Source organism: Herpetosiphon geysericola (genome assembly GCF_001306135.1).
In the GTDB taxonomy this organism is placed as follows: Bacteria; Chloroflexota; Chloroflexia; order Chloroflexales; family Herpetosiphonaceae; genus Herpetosiphon; species Herpetosiphon geysericola.
Window position 1 is genome coordinate 166,248 of record NZ_LGKP01000025.1, and the last position, 16,957, is coordinate 183,204.

Annotated in this window: 18 protein-coding genes; 1 reads left to right on the forward strand and 17 read right to left on the reverse strand. The window is 50.0% G+C overall.

Going from position 1 to position 16,957, the window contains the following annotated elements; all coding sequences use genetic code 11:
- Positions 1-14 precede the first annotated feature (14 nt).
- The 6 genes from SE18_RS16325 to SE18_RS16350 all read right to left on the reverse strand — a co-directional run bounded on the left by SE18_RS16325 (position 15) and on the right by SE18_RS16350 (position 6,785).
- A complete protein-coding gene (locus tag SE18_RS16325; protein ID WP_160319519.1) occupies positions 15-1,133 on the reverse strand; it encodes a glycosyltransferase family 4 protein in 1,119 nt (372 codons plus the stop codon).
- 10 nt (positions 1,134-1,143) lie between these two features.
- On the reverse strand, positions 1,144-2,112 hold the full coding sequence (locus SE18_RS16330; protein ID WP_054535534.1) for a ParB/RepB/Spo0J family partition protein: 969 nt from the start codon (positions 2,110-2,112) through the stop codon (positions 1,144-1,146).
- A complete protein-coding gene (locus tag SE18_RS16335; RefSeq protein WP_054535535.1) occupies positions 2,109-2,882 on the reverse strand; it encodes a ParA family protein in 774 nt (257 codons plus the stop codon). The genes SE18_RS16330 and SE18_RS16335 overlap by 4 nt, the downstream gene beginning before the upstream one ends.
- A 161-nt stretch (positions 2,883-3,043) precedes the next feature.
- A complete protein-coding gene (locus tag SE18_RS16340) occupies positions 3,044-3,997 on the reverse strand; it encodes a PfkB family carbohydrate kinase (protein ID WP_054535536.1) in 954 nt (317 codons plus the stop codon).
- Positions 3,998-4,008: 11 nt separating this feature from the next.
- Positions 4,009-5,019: a LacI family DNA-binding transcriptional regulator gene (locus tag SE18_RS16345; RefSeq protein ID WP_054535537.1), complete on the reverse strand. Its 1,011-nt coding sequence runs from the start codon at positions 5,017-5,019 to the stop codon at positions 4,009-4,011.
- Between the two features lie 107 nt (positions 5,020-5,126).
- The gene (locus SE18_RS16350) at positions 5,127-6,785 is read right to left on the reverse strand and encodes a protein kinase domain-containing protein (protein WP_054535538.1); all 1,659 of its coding nucleotides are present in this window, start codon (positions 6,783-6,785) and stop codon (positions 5,127-5,129) included.
- A gap of 186 nt (positions 6,786-6,971) precedes the next feature.
- Here SE18_RS16350 and SE18_RS16355 point away from each other — a divergent pair, with 186 nt between their 5' ends.
- On the forward strand, positions 6,972-7,268 hold the full coding sequence (locus SE18_RS16355) for a hypothetical protein (RefSeq protein WP_054535539.1): 297 nt from the start codon (positions 6,972-6,974) through the stop codon (positions 7,266-7,268).
- 94 nt (positions 7,269-7,362) lie between these two features.
- On the opposite strand, the gene SE18_RS28010 is transcribed toward SE18_RS16355, so the two are convergent.
- The 11 genes from SE18_RS28010 to SE18_RS16410 all read right to left on the reverse strand — a co-directional run bounded on the left by SE18_RS28010 (position 7,363) and on the right by SE18_RS16410 (position 16,850).
- Positions 7,363-7,713: a stage V sporulation protein S gene (locus SE18_RS28010; protein WP_012192314.1), complete on the reverse strand. Its 351-nt coding sequence runs from the start codon at positions 7,711-7,713 to the stop codon at positions 7,363-7,365.
- Positions 7,714-7,872: 159 nt separating this feature from the next.
- Positions 7,873-9,402 carry a ribonuclease Y gene (gene rny / locus SE18_RS16365; protein ID WP_152976672.1) on the reverse strand — a complete coding sequence of 510 codons (1,530 nt, stop codon included), beginning with the start codon at positions 9,400-9,402 and terminating at the stop codon, positions 7,873-7,875.
- A gap of 1,075 nt (positions 9,403-10,477) precedes the next feature.
- Positions 10,478-10,924 (reverse strand): hypothetical protein, encoded by a 447-nt coding sequence (locus SE18_RS16375; RefSeq protein WP_054535542.1) that lies wholly within the window; start codon positions 10,922-10,924, stop codon positions 10,478-10,480.
- Between the two features lie 268 nt (positions 10,925-11,192).
- Positions 11,193-11,369 carry a hypothetical protein gene (locus SE18_RS27540; protein WP_160319520.1) on the reverse strand — a complete coding sequence of 59 codons (177 nt, stop codon included), beginning with the start codon at positions 11,367-11,369 and terminating at the stop codon, positions 11,193-11,195.
- Positions 11,370-11,616: 247 nt separating this feature from the next.
- Positions 11,617-12,828, reverse strand: a complete 1,212-nt coding sequence (locus SE18_RS16380) for a hypothetical protein (protein ID WP_054535543.1) — start codon at positions 12,826-12,828, stop codon at positions 11,617-11,619.
- 51 nt (positions 12,829-12,879) lie between these two features.
- Positions 12,880-13,917, reverse strand: a complete 1,038-nt coding sequence (locus SE18_RS16385) for a phosphotransferase enzyme family protein (RefSeq protein WP_054535544.1) — start codon at positions 13,915-13,917, stop codon at positions 12,880-12,882.
- A gap of 29 nt (positions 13,918-13,946) precedes the next feature.
- Positions 13,947-14,279, reverse strand: a complete 333-nt coding sequence (locus SE18_RS16390; protein WP_054535545.1) for a hypothetical protein — start codon at positions 14,277-14,279, stop codon at positions 13,947-13,949.
- Complete coding sequence (locus SE18_RS16395; protein ID WP_054535546.1) at positions 14,263-15,069, reverse strand: hypothetical protein; 807 nt, start codon at positions 15,067-15,069, stop codon at positions 14,263-14,265. The genes SE18_RS16390 and SE18_RS16395 overlap by 17 nt, the downstream gene beginning before the upstream one ends.
- Before the next feature lie 84 nt (positions 15,070-15,153).
- Positions 15,154-15,684 (reverse strand): barstar family protein, encoded by a 531-nt coding sequence (locus tag SE18_RS16400; protein ID WP_054535547.1) that lies wholly within the window; start codon positions 15,682-15,684, stop codon positions 15,154-15,156.
- Between the two features lie 47 nt (positions 15,685-15,731).
- Complete coding sequence (locus SE18_RS16405) at positions 15,732-16,397, reverse strand: HEAT repeat domain-containing protein (protein ID WP_152976673.1); 666 nt, start codon at positions 16,395-16,397, stop codon at positions 15,732-15,734.
- Positions 16,398-16,415: 18 nt separating this feature from the next.
- The gene (locus SE18_RS16410) at positions 16,416-16,850 is read right to left on the reverse strand and encodes a hypothetical protein (protein ID WP_054535549.1); all 435 of its coding nucleotides are present in this window, start codon (positions 16,848-16,850) and stop codon (positions 16,416-16,418) included.
- Positions 16,851-16,957: the final 107 nt, after the last annotated feature.

Consider the following 16,957-nt stretch of genomic DNA (forward strand, 5'->3'; position numbering starts at 1 on the left):
CCTCCTTGAACATCCTAACCAGAGAGAATGCCACGGTAGAAGGCAATCACACGTTGGGCAACTCGCTCCCAAGCATAGAGTTGCGCTTTGATTGTACCCGCTTCTGCCATTGCAGCCCGTAAGGATTGATCCTCGATCAGTTGCAAGATCGCAACCGCCAATGCTTGGGCATTGCGCGCTGGCACCAGCAACCCTTGCACGCGATGCTCTAAAACATCACGATAGCCTGGGTTATCAGCAGCTACCACTGCTGCCCCAGCGGCCATGGCTTCAAGCAAGACGATGCCAAAGCTTTCACCACCAGTCGAAGGTGCACAAAAGAGGGTGGTTTGTTGGTAAAGAGCAGCAAGTTGGGTCTTGCTCACATAGCCCAGCCATTCAACATTGCGAATTTGCCATTGGCGAATGGCGGCCAGAAATGGCGTGGGATCGCCGCTGCCAGCAACAACTAAACGAGCATCAGGCCGGGTTCGTTGCACATAGCTCATGGCTTCAAGCAAATAGCGAAAGCCTTTGCGCTCCTCATTGAAGCGCCCAACAAACAAAATTGTGGGGCTAGTAGTGCTCAGGCCATAGCTTGGTTGCTGCGTACCATAGGTGGCAACATCAACCCCATTTGGGATAATTGTATACTCTGCTGGAAAATAGCGATGGGCAAATTCTTGGGCTGCTGCCGAAACTGCAATTCGTCCATGCAATTTTGGTTCCAAGCGTCGCAGCAGGGCTTGAATGGTGGTGTAGCCAAGCGAGCGTGTGCCCGCAGCGTGAAACGTACCCACGTTTGGTACGCTCGAACGGCTGAGGAAAGTCGTTGGAAGGGTTGGCGAAAATGGTTCGTGAATATGCGCCAAATCAAAATGTTGCTTTTGCAGAATCTGGCGAATTTTGGGGCCAAGCGTCAGCGAGAGGCTAACCCGCGCGACTGAGCCATTAACTGCTACTGGCGTGACATGGCCCAGCGGAATAAAATCGGGATCAGCGGGCTTGCCCTTGGAATACGGGGCGATCAGGCTTACCCGATGGCCCCAAGCCCGAAAATAGTGGGTTAGTTGATTGACATGCTCGGTAACGCCGCCAGCATAGGCAGCATCGTATGGCCACACGAGGGCAATATGCAATGAATCGCTGGCCATAGGTTGCTCCTCACAAGCTTTCTCCATTGAGCAATGACTCAATCAAGGCAATTAGTTGCTCGTCGGAGTAAAAATCGATGCGGACATAGCCGCCGTTGCCTTGGCGTTTAACCTCAACTTTGGTTCCAAGCTGACGGGTCAGTTGATCAACCGCATCAGTATCATCAACACTGGGCACAACTGGCTCAGCTGGCGCAACATTGCGCGTGCTCGGGGTTGGCGTTGGCACCCCATTGCGCCGCGATGCACGCGGAGCTGCCCCGCGTTGCTGAATCGCAATCCGCGCTTGAGCTGGCGTTTGATCTTCATGCTTGATCAACTGGGCCATTTTTTCGGCCTCACGCACTGAAAGCCGAAACTCCAAAATTTGCTCCATAGCCAAAATTTGGATGCGCTCATCGTCAATTGTGATCAGCTGCTTGAGATGCCCCGCAGTCAGTTGCTGCTCCATCACTGCTTGTTGTAAGGCCGAAGGCATTGTGAGCAAACGTAAGGCATTCGCAATTGCCGGGCGACTTTTGCCCACCCGCTCGGCAATCGCTTGCTGGGTCAGGCCAAACTCATCGCGCAACAACTGGTAGGCTTGGGCTTCTTCCAAGGGGTTCAAATCGGCGCGCTGAATATTTTCGACCAAGGCCAATTCAAGCCGCTCTTGGGGCGTAACCTCTTTGATAATGACCGGAACTTCGCTTAACCCAGCTTGTTGCGCTGCCCGCCAGCGGCGTTCGCCAGCGATCAACTCATAGCCTGTGGCGGTGCGGGTCACCACCAAAGGCTGCAAAATGCCATGGGTCGCAATAGAAGCGCTCAATTCCTCAAGCGCTTCGGGAGTGAAAATTTGGCGGGGCTGATGCGGATTGGCTTCGATTGACTCAATCGGCACGGTCTGCAATGCGCCCACAATTGGAGCCTGTGTGCTTGGATCAGGGCGAATTAACGCACCTAAGCCTTGACCCAAACCGCGTTTTTTGGGGTTCATGCTGCCTCCAGCCTGCGACTTAGTTCATCGACCAACATGCTATAGGCAAGCGCGCCTTTGCTGGCTTGGTCATACTCGCGAATCGTTTGGCCATGGCTGGGGGCTTCACTCAAGCGAATCGAGCGCGGAACTAAGGTATTGAAAATGCGTTGCGGGAAATATTGGCGCACTTCGGCCACAACCTGTTGCGCCAAGTTCGTCCGCCCATCATACATCGTCATCACCACCCCTAAAATATTCAAATCTGGGTTGAGTGATGTGCGCACCAAATCAATGGTGTTTTTGAGTTGAGCCAAGCCTTCCAAGGCCAAATATTCGCATTGCAATGGAATAATAACGCCATGCGCTGCACATAAGGCATTCAAGGTCAACAAGCCCAACGAGGGCGGGCAATCGATCATAATGGTGTCGAAAGTTGCGGCAATTGGCGCCAAGGCATCACGCAAACGATGCTCGCGTCGATGCTCATCGACTAATTCAACTTCAGCGCCAGCCAATTCAACCGTTGCTGGCAACATCTGCAATTGCTCACGCCCAGTTGTGGTGATAACAATTTCGGTCGGTGCATTGCCCAAAAGCACATCATAGATCGTGGCTTTAAGCGTTTTTTTATTAATTCCCAAACTGGTCGTGGCATTGCCCTGGGGATCAAGATCGATCACCAACACCCGTTGGCCACGGGCTACAAGCTCCGCAGCGATATTCACGGTCGAGGTGGTTTTGCCAACGCCGCCTTTTTGATTTGCTACTGCAATAATTCGTGGTGTCATACACTTATTTCACAACATATATCTCGCGCCGAATTGTACCATACCATCAGCGTTTGGTCTTGTCTATCACGAACGGATTTTTGCTTAATTGGGGTTAATTGGAAGCCAGCAACCGCTTTTTGGTTGCTGGCACTACGATTTGGCTTAGCAAAGCTAATGGGCTATGCGCGCAGAAATTGCTCGATTTGCTCGGCTGTCGGTAGCCCAGGAATCGCGCCGCGCACCAAGGTGGCTAACGCTCCTGCAATCGATGCCCGCTGTAACGCATGTTCAAAATCTGCTTGATCGTTGGCCAAGGCGGGCTGCTGAATCAATTGGGCTAACAAGCAGGCCACAAAACTATCGCCCGCCCCGGTTGCATCAATCGCCTGCACGGTGGGTGCGGCAATCCGCCCTGAGCCAACTGCTGTCTGATACCAACAGCCTGCGCTGCCATCGGTCACTACAATTACTTGGCTACGGGCATGCCATAAACTTTGCGCTGCCGCCAACGGGTCCGCCAACTCCGTCAAAAATTCGGCTTCTTCGCGGCTCAGTTTCATAATCTGGGCATACGGTAGCAGTTTCAGCATGACGCTGCGGGCTGCTGCCAATGATGGCCAGAGGGCCGCCCGCAAATTGGGATCAAACGAAAGCAGCATGTTATTCGTTTGGGCCAACTCAATTGCGCGCAAGGTGGTTTGATAGCCCAACTCGTTGCTGGCGCTCAGCGAGCCAAAGTGCAACAACTTGGCCGTGGCAAATTGTTGTGGGTCGAGATCGCTGGGGGCAAACAACATATCAGCGCTTGGATGGCGATAGAACATAAAATCCCGCTCACCATCTGCTTGCAAGGCCACAAATGCCAAGGCTGTGCGGGCCTGCTCAGTGCGCCGCAGGCCTTGGATATCAACGTGGTGCGTTGCCAAGGTCTCAGCCAGAAAATCGCCAAAAGCATCGGCCCCAACCATGCCCAAAAAACCACTACTAACGCCCAAGCGAGCCAAGCCTACCGCAACATTGGCTGGCGCGCCACCAGCTGCTCGTTGCCATAATGGCGTATTTGCCACGCCCAAACCAGCTTCGGTTGGCACAAAATCAACCAATAATTCCCCAAGACATAACGCCTGTGTCATACGATCTCCTCTTATACCTTGCTTGGCTTGGTGCTGCTGGTGCGTTCAATTAAGTTGACCGGCAAGGTGTGCAAGGTTGGGCGGCGCGTGCCCTCGTTGAGCGCTGCGAGCAGCACCTCTGCTCCTTTGCGCCCCATCTGCTCCATTGGCTGATGAATCGTGGTTAACCCAATCAGCTGTGCCATTTCAAGATCGTCATAGCCAACCACTGCCAGATCATCGCCAGCTTTCAAGCCACGTTCGCGCAGGGCATCAATGATGCCAAACGCTAGATCGTCGTTGGCAGCAAAGATCGCGCTTGGCGGTTCGGCCAAATCGAGCAGTTCAAGCGCTGCCTGATGGCCCCAATCGCGGCGGTCAAAGCCAGCCCGCACATATTCGGCCTGGATTGGCAGATGATGAGCGGTTAAGGCAGCCTCGTAGCCACGCTGTCGATCACGGTTGACCGTAAAGCCCAAATCTGGCTCCAACTGCCCAGAGACAAAGCCAATTCGTTGATGGCCTTGGCTAATCAGATGTTCGACCGCCTTGAATGCACCGCCCACGTTATCGACGACCACCGAAGGCAAATTGCTGGCTTGGGTATCGATCATTACAGCGGGCAAGTTGGCTGCTTGGAGGCGTTTGATTTCTGGGGGTGCTAAGGGCAGCGAAACAATCAATAGCCCGTCGGTGCGGCCCAAAAATGGCAGCGTGTTGAAGTAGCGTGTGCGTTGCTCAGGCGAATCAACATTGAAGATAATCAGCTGATACTCGGAATTGGCTACAACCGCTTCGATGCCGCGCAGAACTTCAATAAAAAATGGCCGCGTGAGGAAGGGCAGAATAATGGCAATCGCATTGGTTTTGGCAGTTACTAATTGCCGCGCAGCATGATTTGGCCGATAACCAAGCTCGTCAATGACCGCCAAAACTCTGGCCCGAGTTTCCGGCAGGACGTTCGGCGATTCGTTGAGCACCCGCGAAACTGTCGCAATGCCAACTCCCGCCCGTTTTGCCACATCTTTAATCGTATATGCCATGGGGGTGTCCTCTCGAATGAGCCATGGAAACGTTTTCAAGGCATCTTAGCCTGAATGTAGTAGGCTTGTCAAGCGATCATACCATGGTCATGCAAAAGGGCAATAATTTAGGGTTGACTATAGACAACGACCCAATAATGGCCGTAGGTTGCTTGGGCATTTTGGGCATGGCCAATGCCAAACTCGCTAATGTTGGGGCTAAGCAAATCGGCCTGCAAGCCCGGGTCGTTGATCAGCGCGTCGAAGGCTGCTTGGGCATTGCTATGGCCCGCGCTAATATGCACATTCCAGAAACTGCTAATATGATTGGCTTGGCGCAGCAAATCGCCAATTGTTTGGCCAGCAGAGGTCGTGTTGCTAAAATAGTTGTTGTTGGCCATATCGTTGCTATGAGCTTGAGCCACGCTTTGCACTTGCGCTTGCAAGAGTAAGGATGGCAGCCCATTTTGGCTCCGAAATTGATTGATCAAATCGGCCAATTGGCTAATTTCTGGGGCTAAGGCTTGGGTTGGCTCGATCGTTGGTTCAGCAGTTGGTGGCACTTGGGTTGGCTCGGCGGTTGGTTCAGCAGTTGGTGGCGCTTCGAGCGTTGGCACTGTGCTTGGAGTTGGCTCGCTGGTAGCGGGAACGCTGCTGGCGGTTGGTTCAGTTGAGGGCAAATTAATAATCGCGATAACTTGGGCCGTGGCGGTCGAATTGGCTGCACCCGCCGAGCGCATGCTCAACATAACTTGGGTGCCAATTAAGCCAACCACAATTAACAAGCCAAGAATGCCGATATACCAGCGGGCTTTGCTTTTGGCTACTGGTATATCGGCGAGGCTTGGTGTGTTGAGCGCAATCGTCGCCTTGCCTGCACTCGAAACCAGTTGTGGCCCGCGAATTGTATTGTTTTCGTTGATGCTTGGACTGGCTTTGCTTGGGTTTTTGAGCAATTGCAAGGCTTTTTCGGCTGTATCAGGCCGTTTATTGGGATCAAGCTCCAGCAATTGCACCATGATTGCATCTAACCCTGTTGGCACATTATCGGCCAACTCGCTTGGGCGCCGCAGCCGAATATGGCCAGAAATGCGCGATTCTGCTGGAACTGGCGCATGGCCGGTTAGCATGTGGTAGGCAGTTGCGCCAAGGCTATACAAATCGGAGCGGGCATCGGTAGCGCGTCCGCGCGATTGCTCAGGCGAGGCATAAAAGAGCGAAAACGCTTTGGCGGCGGTTTCGGTGCTTTGACTGCGTTTGGCAATGCCAAAATCGAGCAGTACCAAGCGATCGTCGGCGGTGCGCTTAATATTTTCGGGCTTAATATCGCGATGGATAATATTGAGTGCATGCAATTGGGCCAATTGGCCAAGCATCACGCTCAGAAAATGCTCGACTATGCTTGGAGCTAAGCGTTCGTGGGCCTCGATTAATGAGCCAACGGTTGTGCCGCTGACAAACTCCATCACCAACGCGATGACGTTGCCCTCGCTCCAAATATCATAAACTTCGGGAATGAAGGGCAAATGGCGGGCATGTTGAGCCAGAATTTGGGCCTCGACCGTGACCTGTTCGCGCATAGCTGGCGAATTGGCGGTAATCAGTTTAATCGCATAATGGCGAGCTAAATCGATATCGAATGCTTCGTAAACCACGCCAAAACCGCCTTGGCCAAGCAGGCTTTTGACCCGATAGCGATTGCGCAGCAGCAAGGGTTGATGGCATTGTGGGCAACGAACATCCGTTGCAGCCACAACGGTTTGACATGCATAGCAGTTGATCGACATAGAGCCACCTGTCGTAAACCAAGTGAACCAATAACCCTAGCCTACACCAAGCAACTGGCCCAATGCAATGGATAATCAGGCCTATATTGCGACCCACGACCCTCGGCCATTTGGCGAGTTAAAGTGAGGCCAAATGCTGCCGCTGGGTGTGAATTCTGCTACAATAGAACTATGATAAAACTACTGATGAGTTGGAATATAGCAGAAGGCCGCGAGCAAGCTCATCTTGAGTATGTCACGAGTGAGTTTGTTCCTGCTCTGATGAAGCATGGCGCAATTAGCGATGCTTGGCTTTCGCTGGGCGGAACGCCTGAGGCCCCAGAGATGATCCTGGGGATTACCTCGGATGAAGAGATTGAACTACGCTCATTTCTCCAAAGCAACGAATGGCAAGAACTAAGCGCCAAGCTCAGCCGCCATGTTGCTGATTTTCGCTACTGGTTTACCAACAAAATTCAGAACCCTGGTGGGTTTCAGATGTAGCCTAAAAAGCATCAAGGCGATCAAGCATCAGCCCAATCGCCTTGATTAATCGTGCCAACAGCAATTGCTTGGCATGCAACCGCCCCAACCTGCTTTAGCCTTTTTTGATCAACAAGCGAATTGCCGTGCGTTCCTCTTCATCGATGGCAACATCGATAAACGAGGGGACGCAAACAATATCGATGCCTTCTTCTTGAAGGTATGAACGTGCGATTGCAACCGCTTTAATCGCTTGATTGGTTGCGCCAGCGCCGATCGATTGAACCTCGGCATGGCCAGCTTCGCGAATAACTCCGGCAATGGCCCCGGCTACCGCCGATGGGCGTGAACGTGTTGAGACCTTTAAAACTTCTGCATCGTTGTGTACTGCGCCAGCATTGCTGGGCGCATCGGCGGAAGTGGTCCGTTGGTCGTCGTTGCTAAAGCGATCAAGTTGATACGCCATTGCTGCCTCCTTGAAAAGGAACGGTAGAGATTGCTGTCATGCACGCATCGCGCCTTCTCAGGTTGAGGGAAGGGCGCTGAACAGCCGCTTGCCAAGCGGATATGTCCACGCTGGTTGGGCCAGCGTTGCCCTTTCCCTCAGACACAGAGCCTCGCCTACTTACCGTGCATAATCAACCGCACGGGTTTCGCGGATGACGGTAACTTTGATTTGACCTGGATATTGCAGGGTACTCTCGATCTTTTTGGCCACTTCGCGGGCCAAATGGATACTTTCGAGATCATCAAGCGCATCGGGTTGCACCATAACCCGGACCTCCCGACCTGCTTGAATTGCGAATGCCCGTTGAACACCAGGAAACGATGTGGCGACATGTTCAAGAGCTTCGAGCCGCTTGATGTAGAGATCGATGGTCTCGCGGCGGGCACCTGGGCGACCACCAGAGATGGCATCGGCGGCTTGAACAAGAAAGGCCTCAACAGTTTGAGGTTCCTCATCGTTATGATGGGCAGCAATTGCATGAACTACCGCCGCGTTGCGGCCAAGCCGTCGGGCAATATCTGCGCCGATTAACGCGTGCGGCCCTTGTACATCGTGGTCAATGGCTTTTCCAATATCATGGAGCAGGGCTGCGGTCTTGGCAACCTGCACATTCGCGCCCAGTTCTGCTGCCATCGCTCCTGCCAAAAAGGCACATTCTAACGAATGTTGCAACACATTTTGGCCGTAGCTGGTACGATATTTCAACCGCCCCAGAATCTTCATCAGATCTGGATGAAGGCCTTGGACGTTGGCTTCGTAGGCCACGCGTTCGCCTTCTTCGCGGATTATTTGCTCAAGGTCTTGGCGAGTTTTATCAGCGACTTCCTCAATCCGGGCGGGGTGAATCCGACCGTCTTTCAATAGGCGGTTCAGGGTTAGGCGAGCCACTTCACGACGTACTGGGTCGTGACATGAGAGCGTGACCGCTTCGGGCGTGTCGTCGACGATAATATCGACCCCGGTAATTTGTTCGAAGGCCCGAATATTGCGGCCTTCGCGCCCGATAATCCGTCCTTTGAGTTCCTCGCTGGGCAGTTGTACCGTGCTTACAGTAATTTCGGCGACATAATCCGATGCACAGCGTTGGATCGCCAACCCAACGATTTTGCGTGCAATTCGGTCACCATCGAGCTTTGCTGCCGCTTCGATTTCGTGGATGCGGCGAGCAGCCTCGGCACGGGTTTCTTGTTCAACACGAGTCAGAATGATTTCACGTGCTTGTTCGTTAGTGAGACCTGCGACCCGCTCCAGCTCAGCTTGTTGGGCTGTGCGGAGGCGTTCGGCTTCGCTGTGTAAGTTTTCGACCGCTCGCTCGCGCTGGCCTAACTGCCGATCGCGCTTTTCGGTTTGGTCGAGCTTACGTTCGAGGGTTTCTTCTTTGCGATTGACCCGTTCTTCTTGTTTTTGCAAGCGTAAACGGGCTTCGCGGAGTTCGTTTTCACCAACTTCCCGCAGTTGTTGTTGTTCTTCGCGGGCTTTTAATTGCAATTGTTTGTACTCAGTCTTGGCTTGTTCTAATTGTAGTTGTGCTGCTGCTTCAGCTTGGGCGAGTGCTACACCAGATTTTTTTGTTAACCAAACATAGGCACCGCCTGCGCCTGCAGCTAGGCCAATGAGTAAAGCCAGAGCTGGAAGGATAAAGTCCACAGGGTTTCCTCCTGGCTCAATTGTTAAGGTTCACCGACGAAATGGCACGATGATAAGCTGTGTTAAGAGATTGCTAAGAATTCCGTTTCCTGCCGTATCATAGACGTTTTGCTAGGTAGTGTCAAGCTGATACGTGATACAGATTAATCCCTTGGTGTTATCCCTCTGATCCTACACCATAAGCAGTTTTGTATCCCCTTTACGTGGGATGATTAATGGGGGATATTTTCTCCAAGTTTCTCTATATTCTCTCCATTTAGGCGCATTTTTCTCTAAACTTGGCTCAGTTGTGGGGATGATTATGATCATTATGCTAAATTGAACATAGCGCTACAAGTAAAAATTTTCCTAACATTCCTATGCACTCATCAGGATAAATGCTCGTTGATGGGCATTAGTTGGTCCTAGTTTGGCGTATCAAACCGCAGCATGATCGCTCGCCAGCACCACATTTGTTCGTAGCGCTGGCAGTTTTAGCCTAGAATTGTTACAAAATTTTAATAAAAGCTTGTTTAGAGGCTGGTCGATCAATTGATCTTGCTGCTTGTTCATCCCTGCTTTGCTCGCTTGCATCCGCCGCACGGAGCTATTGTGCTTGCCTGCATGGGCACGTTGATCACCATTATGCACCTTAGATACATAGCATTGTTTTGGGCAGCGAGTAGAGTTATGCCATCGCAATCTCGGATGAAGGGAGTTAATCATGCAGCCAACATATCATATTCCAGCCTATCAAATACCAATTTGGCAGCTATTGAAACGGAATATTCTCTTGTTTTTCATTGCTGGACTATCTACGGCTGGAATATTTGGATCGTTGTATTCCTTTTATCAAAAATACGGTTTTAATTTCGGTCATTAATATTTTATCGAGAGGACTACGACCCTTAGCAATAATTCCTTATATTGCACTAGTTTTGATCGTTTTAGGATTGATTGGAATTGATTGGCAGCGCTTTATGTATACCGGATCTGTATTAAATCGTGGATACCGATGGGGAATTACTAGTGTAATAATACTAACGCTTCATGTATTGGGAATGTGGTATCTTATTTTACATTTGCTTCATAACGCCTAATTTCGGCTTTGTTGATAGCGCTCATACACCCATTTTCGCGAACTAGGTTCTTCATACAAGTTGGCTAGATAGCTACAGAAGTTCTGGTCTTCATCATCAATATGATCGTAGACGGGATCGATTGCAGCAACAATCGCTGAACGTGATTTCCAATAACGCGTTTGCAGAATGCTGGTTGCATCAGTTTTGATGCTCAGCTTGCCAATAAACATTCCCGATACGTGGCTGATCTGCAAGTCGGGTGTAAAAGGGAGCACTATTTGATCAACGAGTAGATAAAGCTGATCAAACGCGAGCAAACCGATTAACACCTGCCCACCCTTAATTTTGCGTAAGACAGTGCCCATGCCAACGACCGCGCGCTGATCGCTTGGGTCGATAGGTAGTGCAAGTGCTGGAAGTTCGATGCTTGGCTCTAAACTGGGGTACTGCTCAAGTTGCATTAAATAGCTCCTTGCTTGGAATGTTCGTTTTAGCATAATTTTTTATAGTTCGGCCTAAACATTGATACTTGTAGATAGACCTTGGTCGAACAGATTGGGCAAATTCCACGTTTGAGATTGTATGGAAGCTGGGTTCCACAGGTTGAACAGATTGCCCACTCACAAAACCCATAATCAAAGCCAGCCCAATCAGGATCTTGCCTGGTCGGGATAGGCGATTGCGTGGATTTCCCACGGTTCCCACGCTTGATTCCCATCGGGTGTGTTCTCATAAAAAGCGGGTGGCATTACCCAAGAAAAAATGCGACTCGACAATTGGAACTTCGGTTCCGGGTAATGTCTGCCCAGCAAATACTCGTTGTAACACAGCTAATAATTCCTCATCGGGTAGTTCTTTTAATACCTTGATCAACGAATTGCGATCGGCTGGATTCAAAATCGACATATTAATCCTTCTTTATTCAGAAATAGCTCTCTGCATTTGGGCATAACGCTCCAGTTTTAGCTCCAAAAAGCTTAATAAAAGCTAGCTTAGAGGTAGGATACTGAGAATTTCGAAGCCAAGCATATCCAACTATCTGGCCGATGTGCATACAGCGGGAGCTACCAACCCTTGAGGCTGCTGCCCTCGACGTGTTTGTGCTTTCCCCACAGGATGCATATTTTCGAGGCAATCCTTCCCTCATCATCCTTCAAACAGGCTTTTCCAGCTCTAGGAGCATCGCTTTGTTGACATAGCTCTGCGCGCTCAAATGATTGCAATAATCATCCAGCGTATCAGCAAAGCTCTGCCAGAGCAGCGCCCGCGTCACGGGGTCGCCAACGAGCGCGTCAAACTGCTGCTTTTTGGTTCGCTTGGCATGCGAGAGTCCTCCATAGACCCACAGATCAAACACCTGCCGCCGGGTTAGCGGCTTGTCGATCCTGTCGATCACGTTCCCTTTGGTATCGACGACCGGATACCGATCAACCAGCTCCGTAACTCCATCCAATACCATAGCGAATACGTTTTGATTTCCGAGATAAAGGCGGGCAGGCTCAGTGCCAATCGTTGCAGCTTTGTAGTATTGCGCGAGGTTTTCCAGCGAACATTCTTCGGTGTCGTCGATGAAGCAGCGCATGGTCAGCACAAACGCAGCGGTTGCTTCGGAGCTTGGTCCTTTCGCTATCGCATTGAACAGATACTGGTCGTTGGCTGCGCGCGCTGACCGTATTTTGGCTTTGTTCCGATGGTTTACTAGGGACTGGACAAAGGACAATTTCCATTGAGATCGCTTCTGATGGTTGTCGATGCGATCTTCCCATTGTTTGGCGTCGTTCTCGCGCTCCCTGATGTGTTGGACAAAGGATAAGCCCAACAGCGTATCCACCGTCTCATTAAAGCGCCGCAGGATAGCGATAAAGTGTTCAATGTTCGATGGCGTGGCGCGAGGGAACAGCGCACCGTGGACTACGAACCGATCGCGAATCGCCGCGATACGCTGAAATTGAAGATCCTCGGCATGGGCTTTCAGCGATTGCTTGAACGCAAGAAGCTCCGTTCTTGAGTCGCCCTCAATCCGAATCGTCAACATGGGGTCTATGCCGCTCCGATATTGCTCTGCGTTCGGCGGTGGCCCTGTGGTGGTGTGTACGAGCGCCATCCCTTGGTTGAGGAGCGCACCTTGGTCATAGTGAAGGGTTAACGTTGCCATCATCCCATAATCGATTTTGGTCATGCTCCGGTTATATGCGGTAATCGCGATCACCACGAATGTGCCTTCGTCTCCCATGGATGGGATGTAGGGACGGCGAATTTCGAGCGTATCCCCGATACAAATATCTGTGAGTGCTCGTCCACCGACATGCCAATCGGTTGGACCACGCTGCTCAACATGGACTATGTCAAAGGCTAAATTGTTCATGGTATCTCCCTAGTCCCTGTTAGATATGGTTACGATTTACTGGACAAGCGTTCATGAGGCAAACATCGTCTGCAACAGCACGATAAATTGGCCTTGCTGCTGATACATCCATGCTTTGCTCGCTTGCATCCGCCGAATTGCCTGCTCTAAACTCGTGTGGCTCGGTAGGTCGGGCTTGCTGATGGCCCAAATCAGCGGGATGGCGGTGCGCAAGCCAATTAACTGGGGCATGGCGGCAATTTCCTGCGGGGTGAGCTTAATCCATTCTGCATAGCCACGGCAAAACTGCTCAGCCACCGCCCACGGGTTTGCCGGATTGCTATCAAGTTGCATGATCATCCGCAAAGCCATAGCCACATCGAGCGCGCGTGCTGCTGAGCAGGCAAATTCAAAATCGAGAATCGCGGCTACACGCCCGTAGCGCATGAGGATGTTGGGTGGAGCAAAGTCGTTATGGCAAACCTGTTGCGGCAAACTGGGATATTCATTCGCCACAAACGCCATGAGGCTGGCTGCTTCGCTGCGCCACCACGCCCAGAGTTCAGCGTCGCTGGCCGAGCCGCCAAACTGTGCCGCCGAGAGTTGCAGCGGATCGTAGCGCGGCTGGGCATAGTTCAGCAATGCTTGAAACAGCGCATAGGGGCGACGCTCGCGCATTGGGCATGTTTGGAGCAGCGTTTGCAATTCACCAAGCGCCGTCCCCATTACATAGGCCCATTGGTTAATGGTTGGGTGCTGTTGGCCGTTGGGTAGCAGCCGAAATTCTGGGGCTTCGCCAGTAATATACGGCGTTAGGGTGAATAATCCCTGCACTACCGAGCCTAGGTAAGAGATGCTACGAATCATTATCATTGGTACGGGCAAGGCAAATGAGCTGGGATGGCGGGCAAGCCACATTACCAGCTGATGCTCATAGAAAAGCCAATCTTGACGCTCATACGGATAGCATTTCAAGACAAAATCGCCATTGGAGGCGCGAAGATGCAGACTAAGGTTATTGGCACTTGCGAGCTGGGCAACTACCTGAACAGGCTCGATTAAATCAAATGCCTGAATTGCCGCAGCAACGAATGGATTAATCTCGTGCATGGTTGTTTGCGCTCCAAATATAGCGTTACTCAGCCCAGCGTGTTCGGTAGATTCCGAAGTTGTAAAAATTCGATGCAGTTTGGCTTAAGTTCCGGCCAGCGACTGACAATCTGCGCAACAGCCGTTTGACATGCCTCATCGGAGTCAAGCAGGGCAGCTTGAGTGATGGCGAGCGCAGCTCTGACTTTTTCGATCTGATCTGCATAAAGCCATTCGCGCATAACTCGATAGATATCTGCGCCTCCCTGTTCATCCATCAGCCAGATTAAGCCTTCTACTTCTGCGGCAAAATGTTCTGGGGAGACTTTTTTCGTCAGCCTAATAAAGAGGTATTCAATGGCTCGATCAATCGTCATATTCATTTTTTGACTCTCCCTTACCGTAGTTTTTATGCCCCTCCCATATTTGTTGAAATGCGTAACACATTGGCTCAAGCTCGGGCCAGCGCCCAACAATTCGCGCGACAGTTGTTTGATAGGCCTCATCGGATGTAAGTAACAGAACTTCTTCGATCGAGAGCGCAACTTTAACTTTTTCCTTATCATCGGATTTAAGCCATTCGCGCATAATCCGATAGATATCTGAGCCATCATCATCCATAATCCAACTAAGGCATTGTAATGTTTCTGAAAAAAGGCTTGGCGGAGTATGCGGCGATAGGCGGCTCAATAGGTACTCTAAAACCTCATCAAGAGTGGTCGCTATGGGTTCTTTGGCTGGTTGATAGCGCTCATAGATCCATTTTCGCCAATTTGGGTTTTGATAGCGGGAGGCTAGATAGCTGCAAAAGCTTTGTTCAGCATCATCAATCTGATCGTAAACGGGCTCGAGGTCGGCTACGGTTAATGGGCGCGATTTCCAATAGCGCGTTTGGATGAGGTTGGTTGCGCCAGCGTTGATACTCAGATTGCCCATAACTTTGCCCGATTCGTGGCGAATGGACAAGGCAGGTGTGAAAGGCATAACTTTGTTATCAACGAGTAAGTAGAGCTGATCAAACGCGAGCACGCCGATTAGTGCTTTGCCGCCATCAAGCTTGCGCAAGACTGTGCCCATGCCAACGACCGAGCGCTGATCGCCTGGAGCTGTAAGGAGCGCAAGTGCTGGAAGTTCGATGGTGGCTTCTCGACTGGGGTACTGCTCAAGCTGCATGTTGCTGCTCCTCTGGTTTTCCACAGACTCAGGATTTGCATATTTTCAGGCTCATCTTGGTTCGCTTAATAAGGTTTTTAGCTGCTACTCTTCATTATTGCTATCAAGTAACAAGGTAAAGCGATGTTTGACGAGAATTTTTTCTGGATGAATTGTCATATCGCTAATAAATTGCTCGACAACTAAAGGAAATAATTCATACTCTAAAGGCATAAATACATAGAGCCAATAAGGGCCTTCTCCTGTATTTCCTCTGTTGATTGAGCCAAGCATTGATGATGCAATACTGACCATAAGCTCTTGAATAGATGGTTCGATTAAATCAAAATTTATCAATATAATGATAGTTAGATAATTTGGATAATCTATAAGCGCATAATCTGAAAAACAATCATTAAACGAATCCCAGGAATTCCAAAAATAATCTGGGAAATTAAATTTTTCTCTGGCTAAATCAAAAAAATCATTTTTACTTTGGATCGAAGCACCATCAATAGTTAAAATATTAACAAAATCTTTAAGGCTATCTTGTGCAGCAAGAATATCATCAATATTTGGTACAAAATACCAGTCTGGCTCCAATTTATTGAGTTGATCAACTGTTCCTGACAACATACTCCGTTCCTTATAACGAATGGCTAATTTATGCTCCAGTAGTTTGCTTATGATTGTCTATGCAAAAAATCACGCCAGGCACTAATTGTTCTTTGAACATCGCTATGTGATTCGCCAGCCATAGAATCGAGATAGCGGCCTAGGTTAACGAAATCAACCTCTTTCAATGAATCGATTGCGACACTTCGACAAAGATAATAAGGATCACGTAACGCGGTGATAAAAAATGGAATATAGAATGGGTCACAACATTGCATAAATGATCTTAATACGGCCACCCGAATATGTGATTCATGACCCATGACCAGTTTATAGAAAATCGGATCGACGAGTGTTGAAGGTTTATCATCTTTGAACTTAACTAAGCTATTCACGGCAAAACGGCGAACATCTTCATCGGGATCATCAAGTAAGCTGATAATTAATGGTAAGGCCTGATGATCACGAACTATCCCAACATATTGACACGCAAATCCACGGCGTTTTGGTGAAGGATCATTGAGCATCGGATAAATCCACGGGCCACCTGGATCATGCAATTCTTCCAATGCACCTAAAATCTCAACGTCAAGGCCATCAATATTGGAATCACGACCCAAGGCCTTACGCAAAACTGGAATTGATACTGGGTCACCAAGGATTCCAACCAGTTCACAGGCTTCCAACGCCGCCCAAGTCGTTCCATCCTCAATGAGGGGCAAGAGATAAGGCAAACTCGCTGAGCCAGCAGCCTAAAAAGCGTCTTTTGCTGTCTGCATATCGGGGTGTTGATACACTGCAAGAATCGGTAGCCAGTTGGCTAATGATTGAATTGGTAGCCCTTTTCTGTTGCTATGTTTGGGAACTTTTTTATTCAGATCCCAAAGCAGCTGAAATTTATGACACATTGGTGCAAGTTCGGGCCAGCGTTCAACAATCCTTCTAATGGTTGCTTGGTATTCTTCATCTGAATCAAGTAAAAAAACCTCGTCAAGCGAGAGCGCAATTTTGACTTTTTCAATCTCATCAGAGTCGAGCCAGTTGCGCATGATTCGATGCATATCAGCACCATTATCATCAATAAGCCAGACTAACTCTTCTACTATGTGCGCAAAAAGTTCTGGCGAGGCGTTTTTGTCCAGCCGCAACACGAGATATTCCAAAGCCTGATCAAGTGTGATAGTCATACGCGCCCCTGTCGATTAGCTTCAGATTGCTATACTCGCTCCAGCGAGGATTAGTTCACCCGAAGGATGGCTTTGGGCTATTGGCTTTTGGACAGGAATAATCTGTG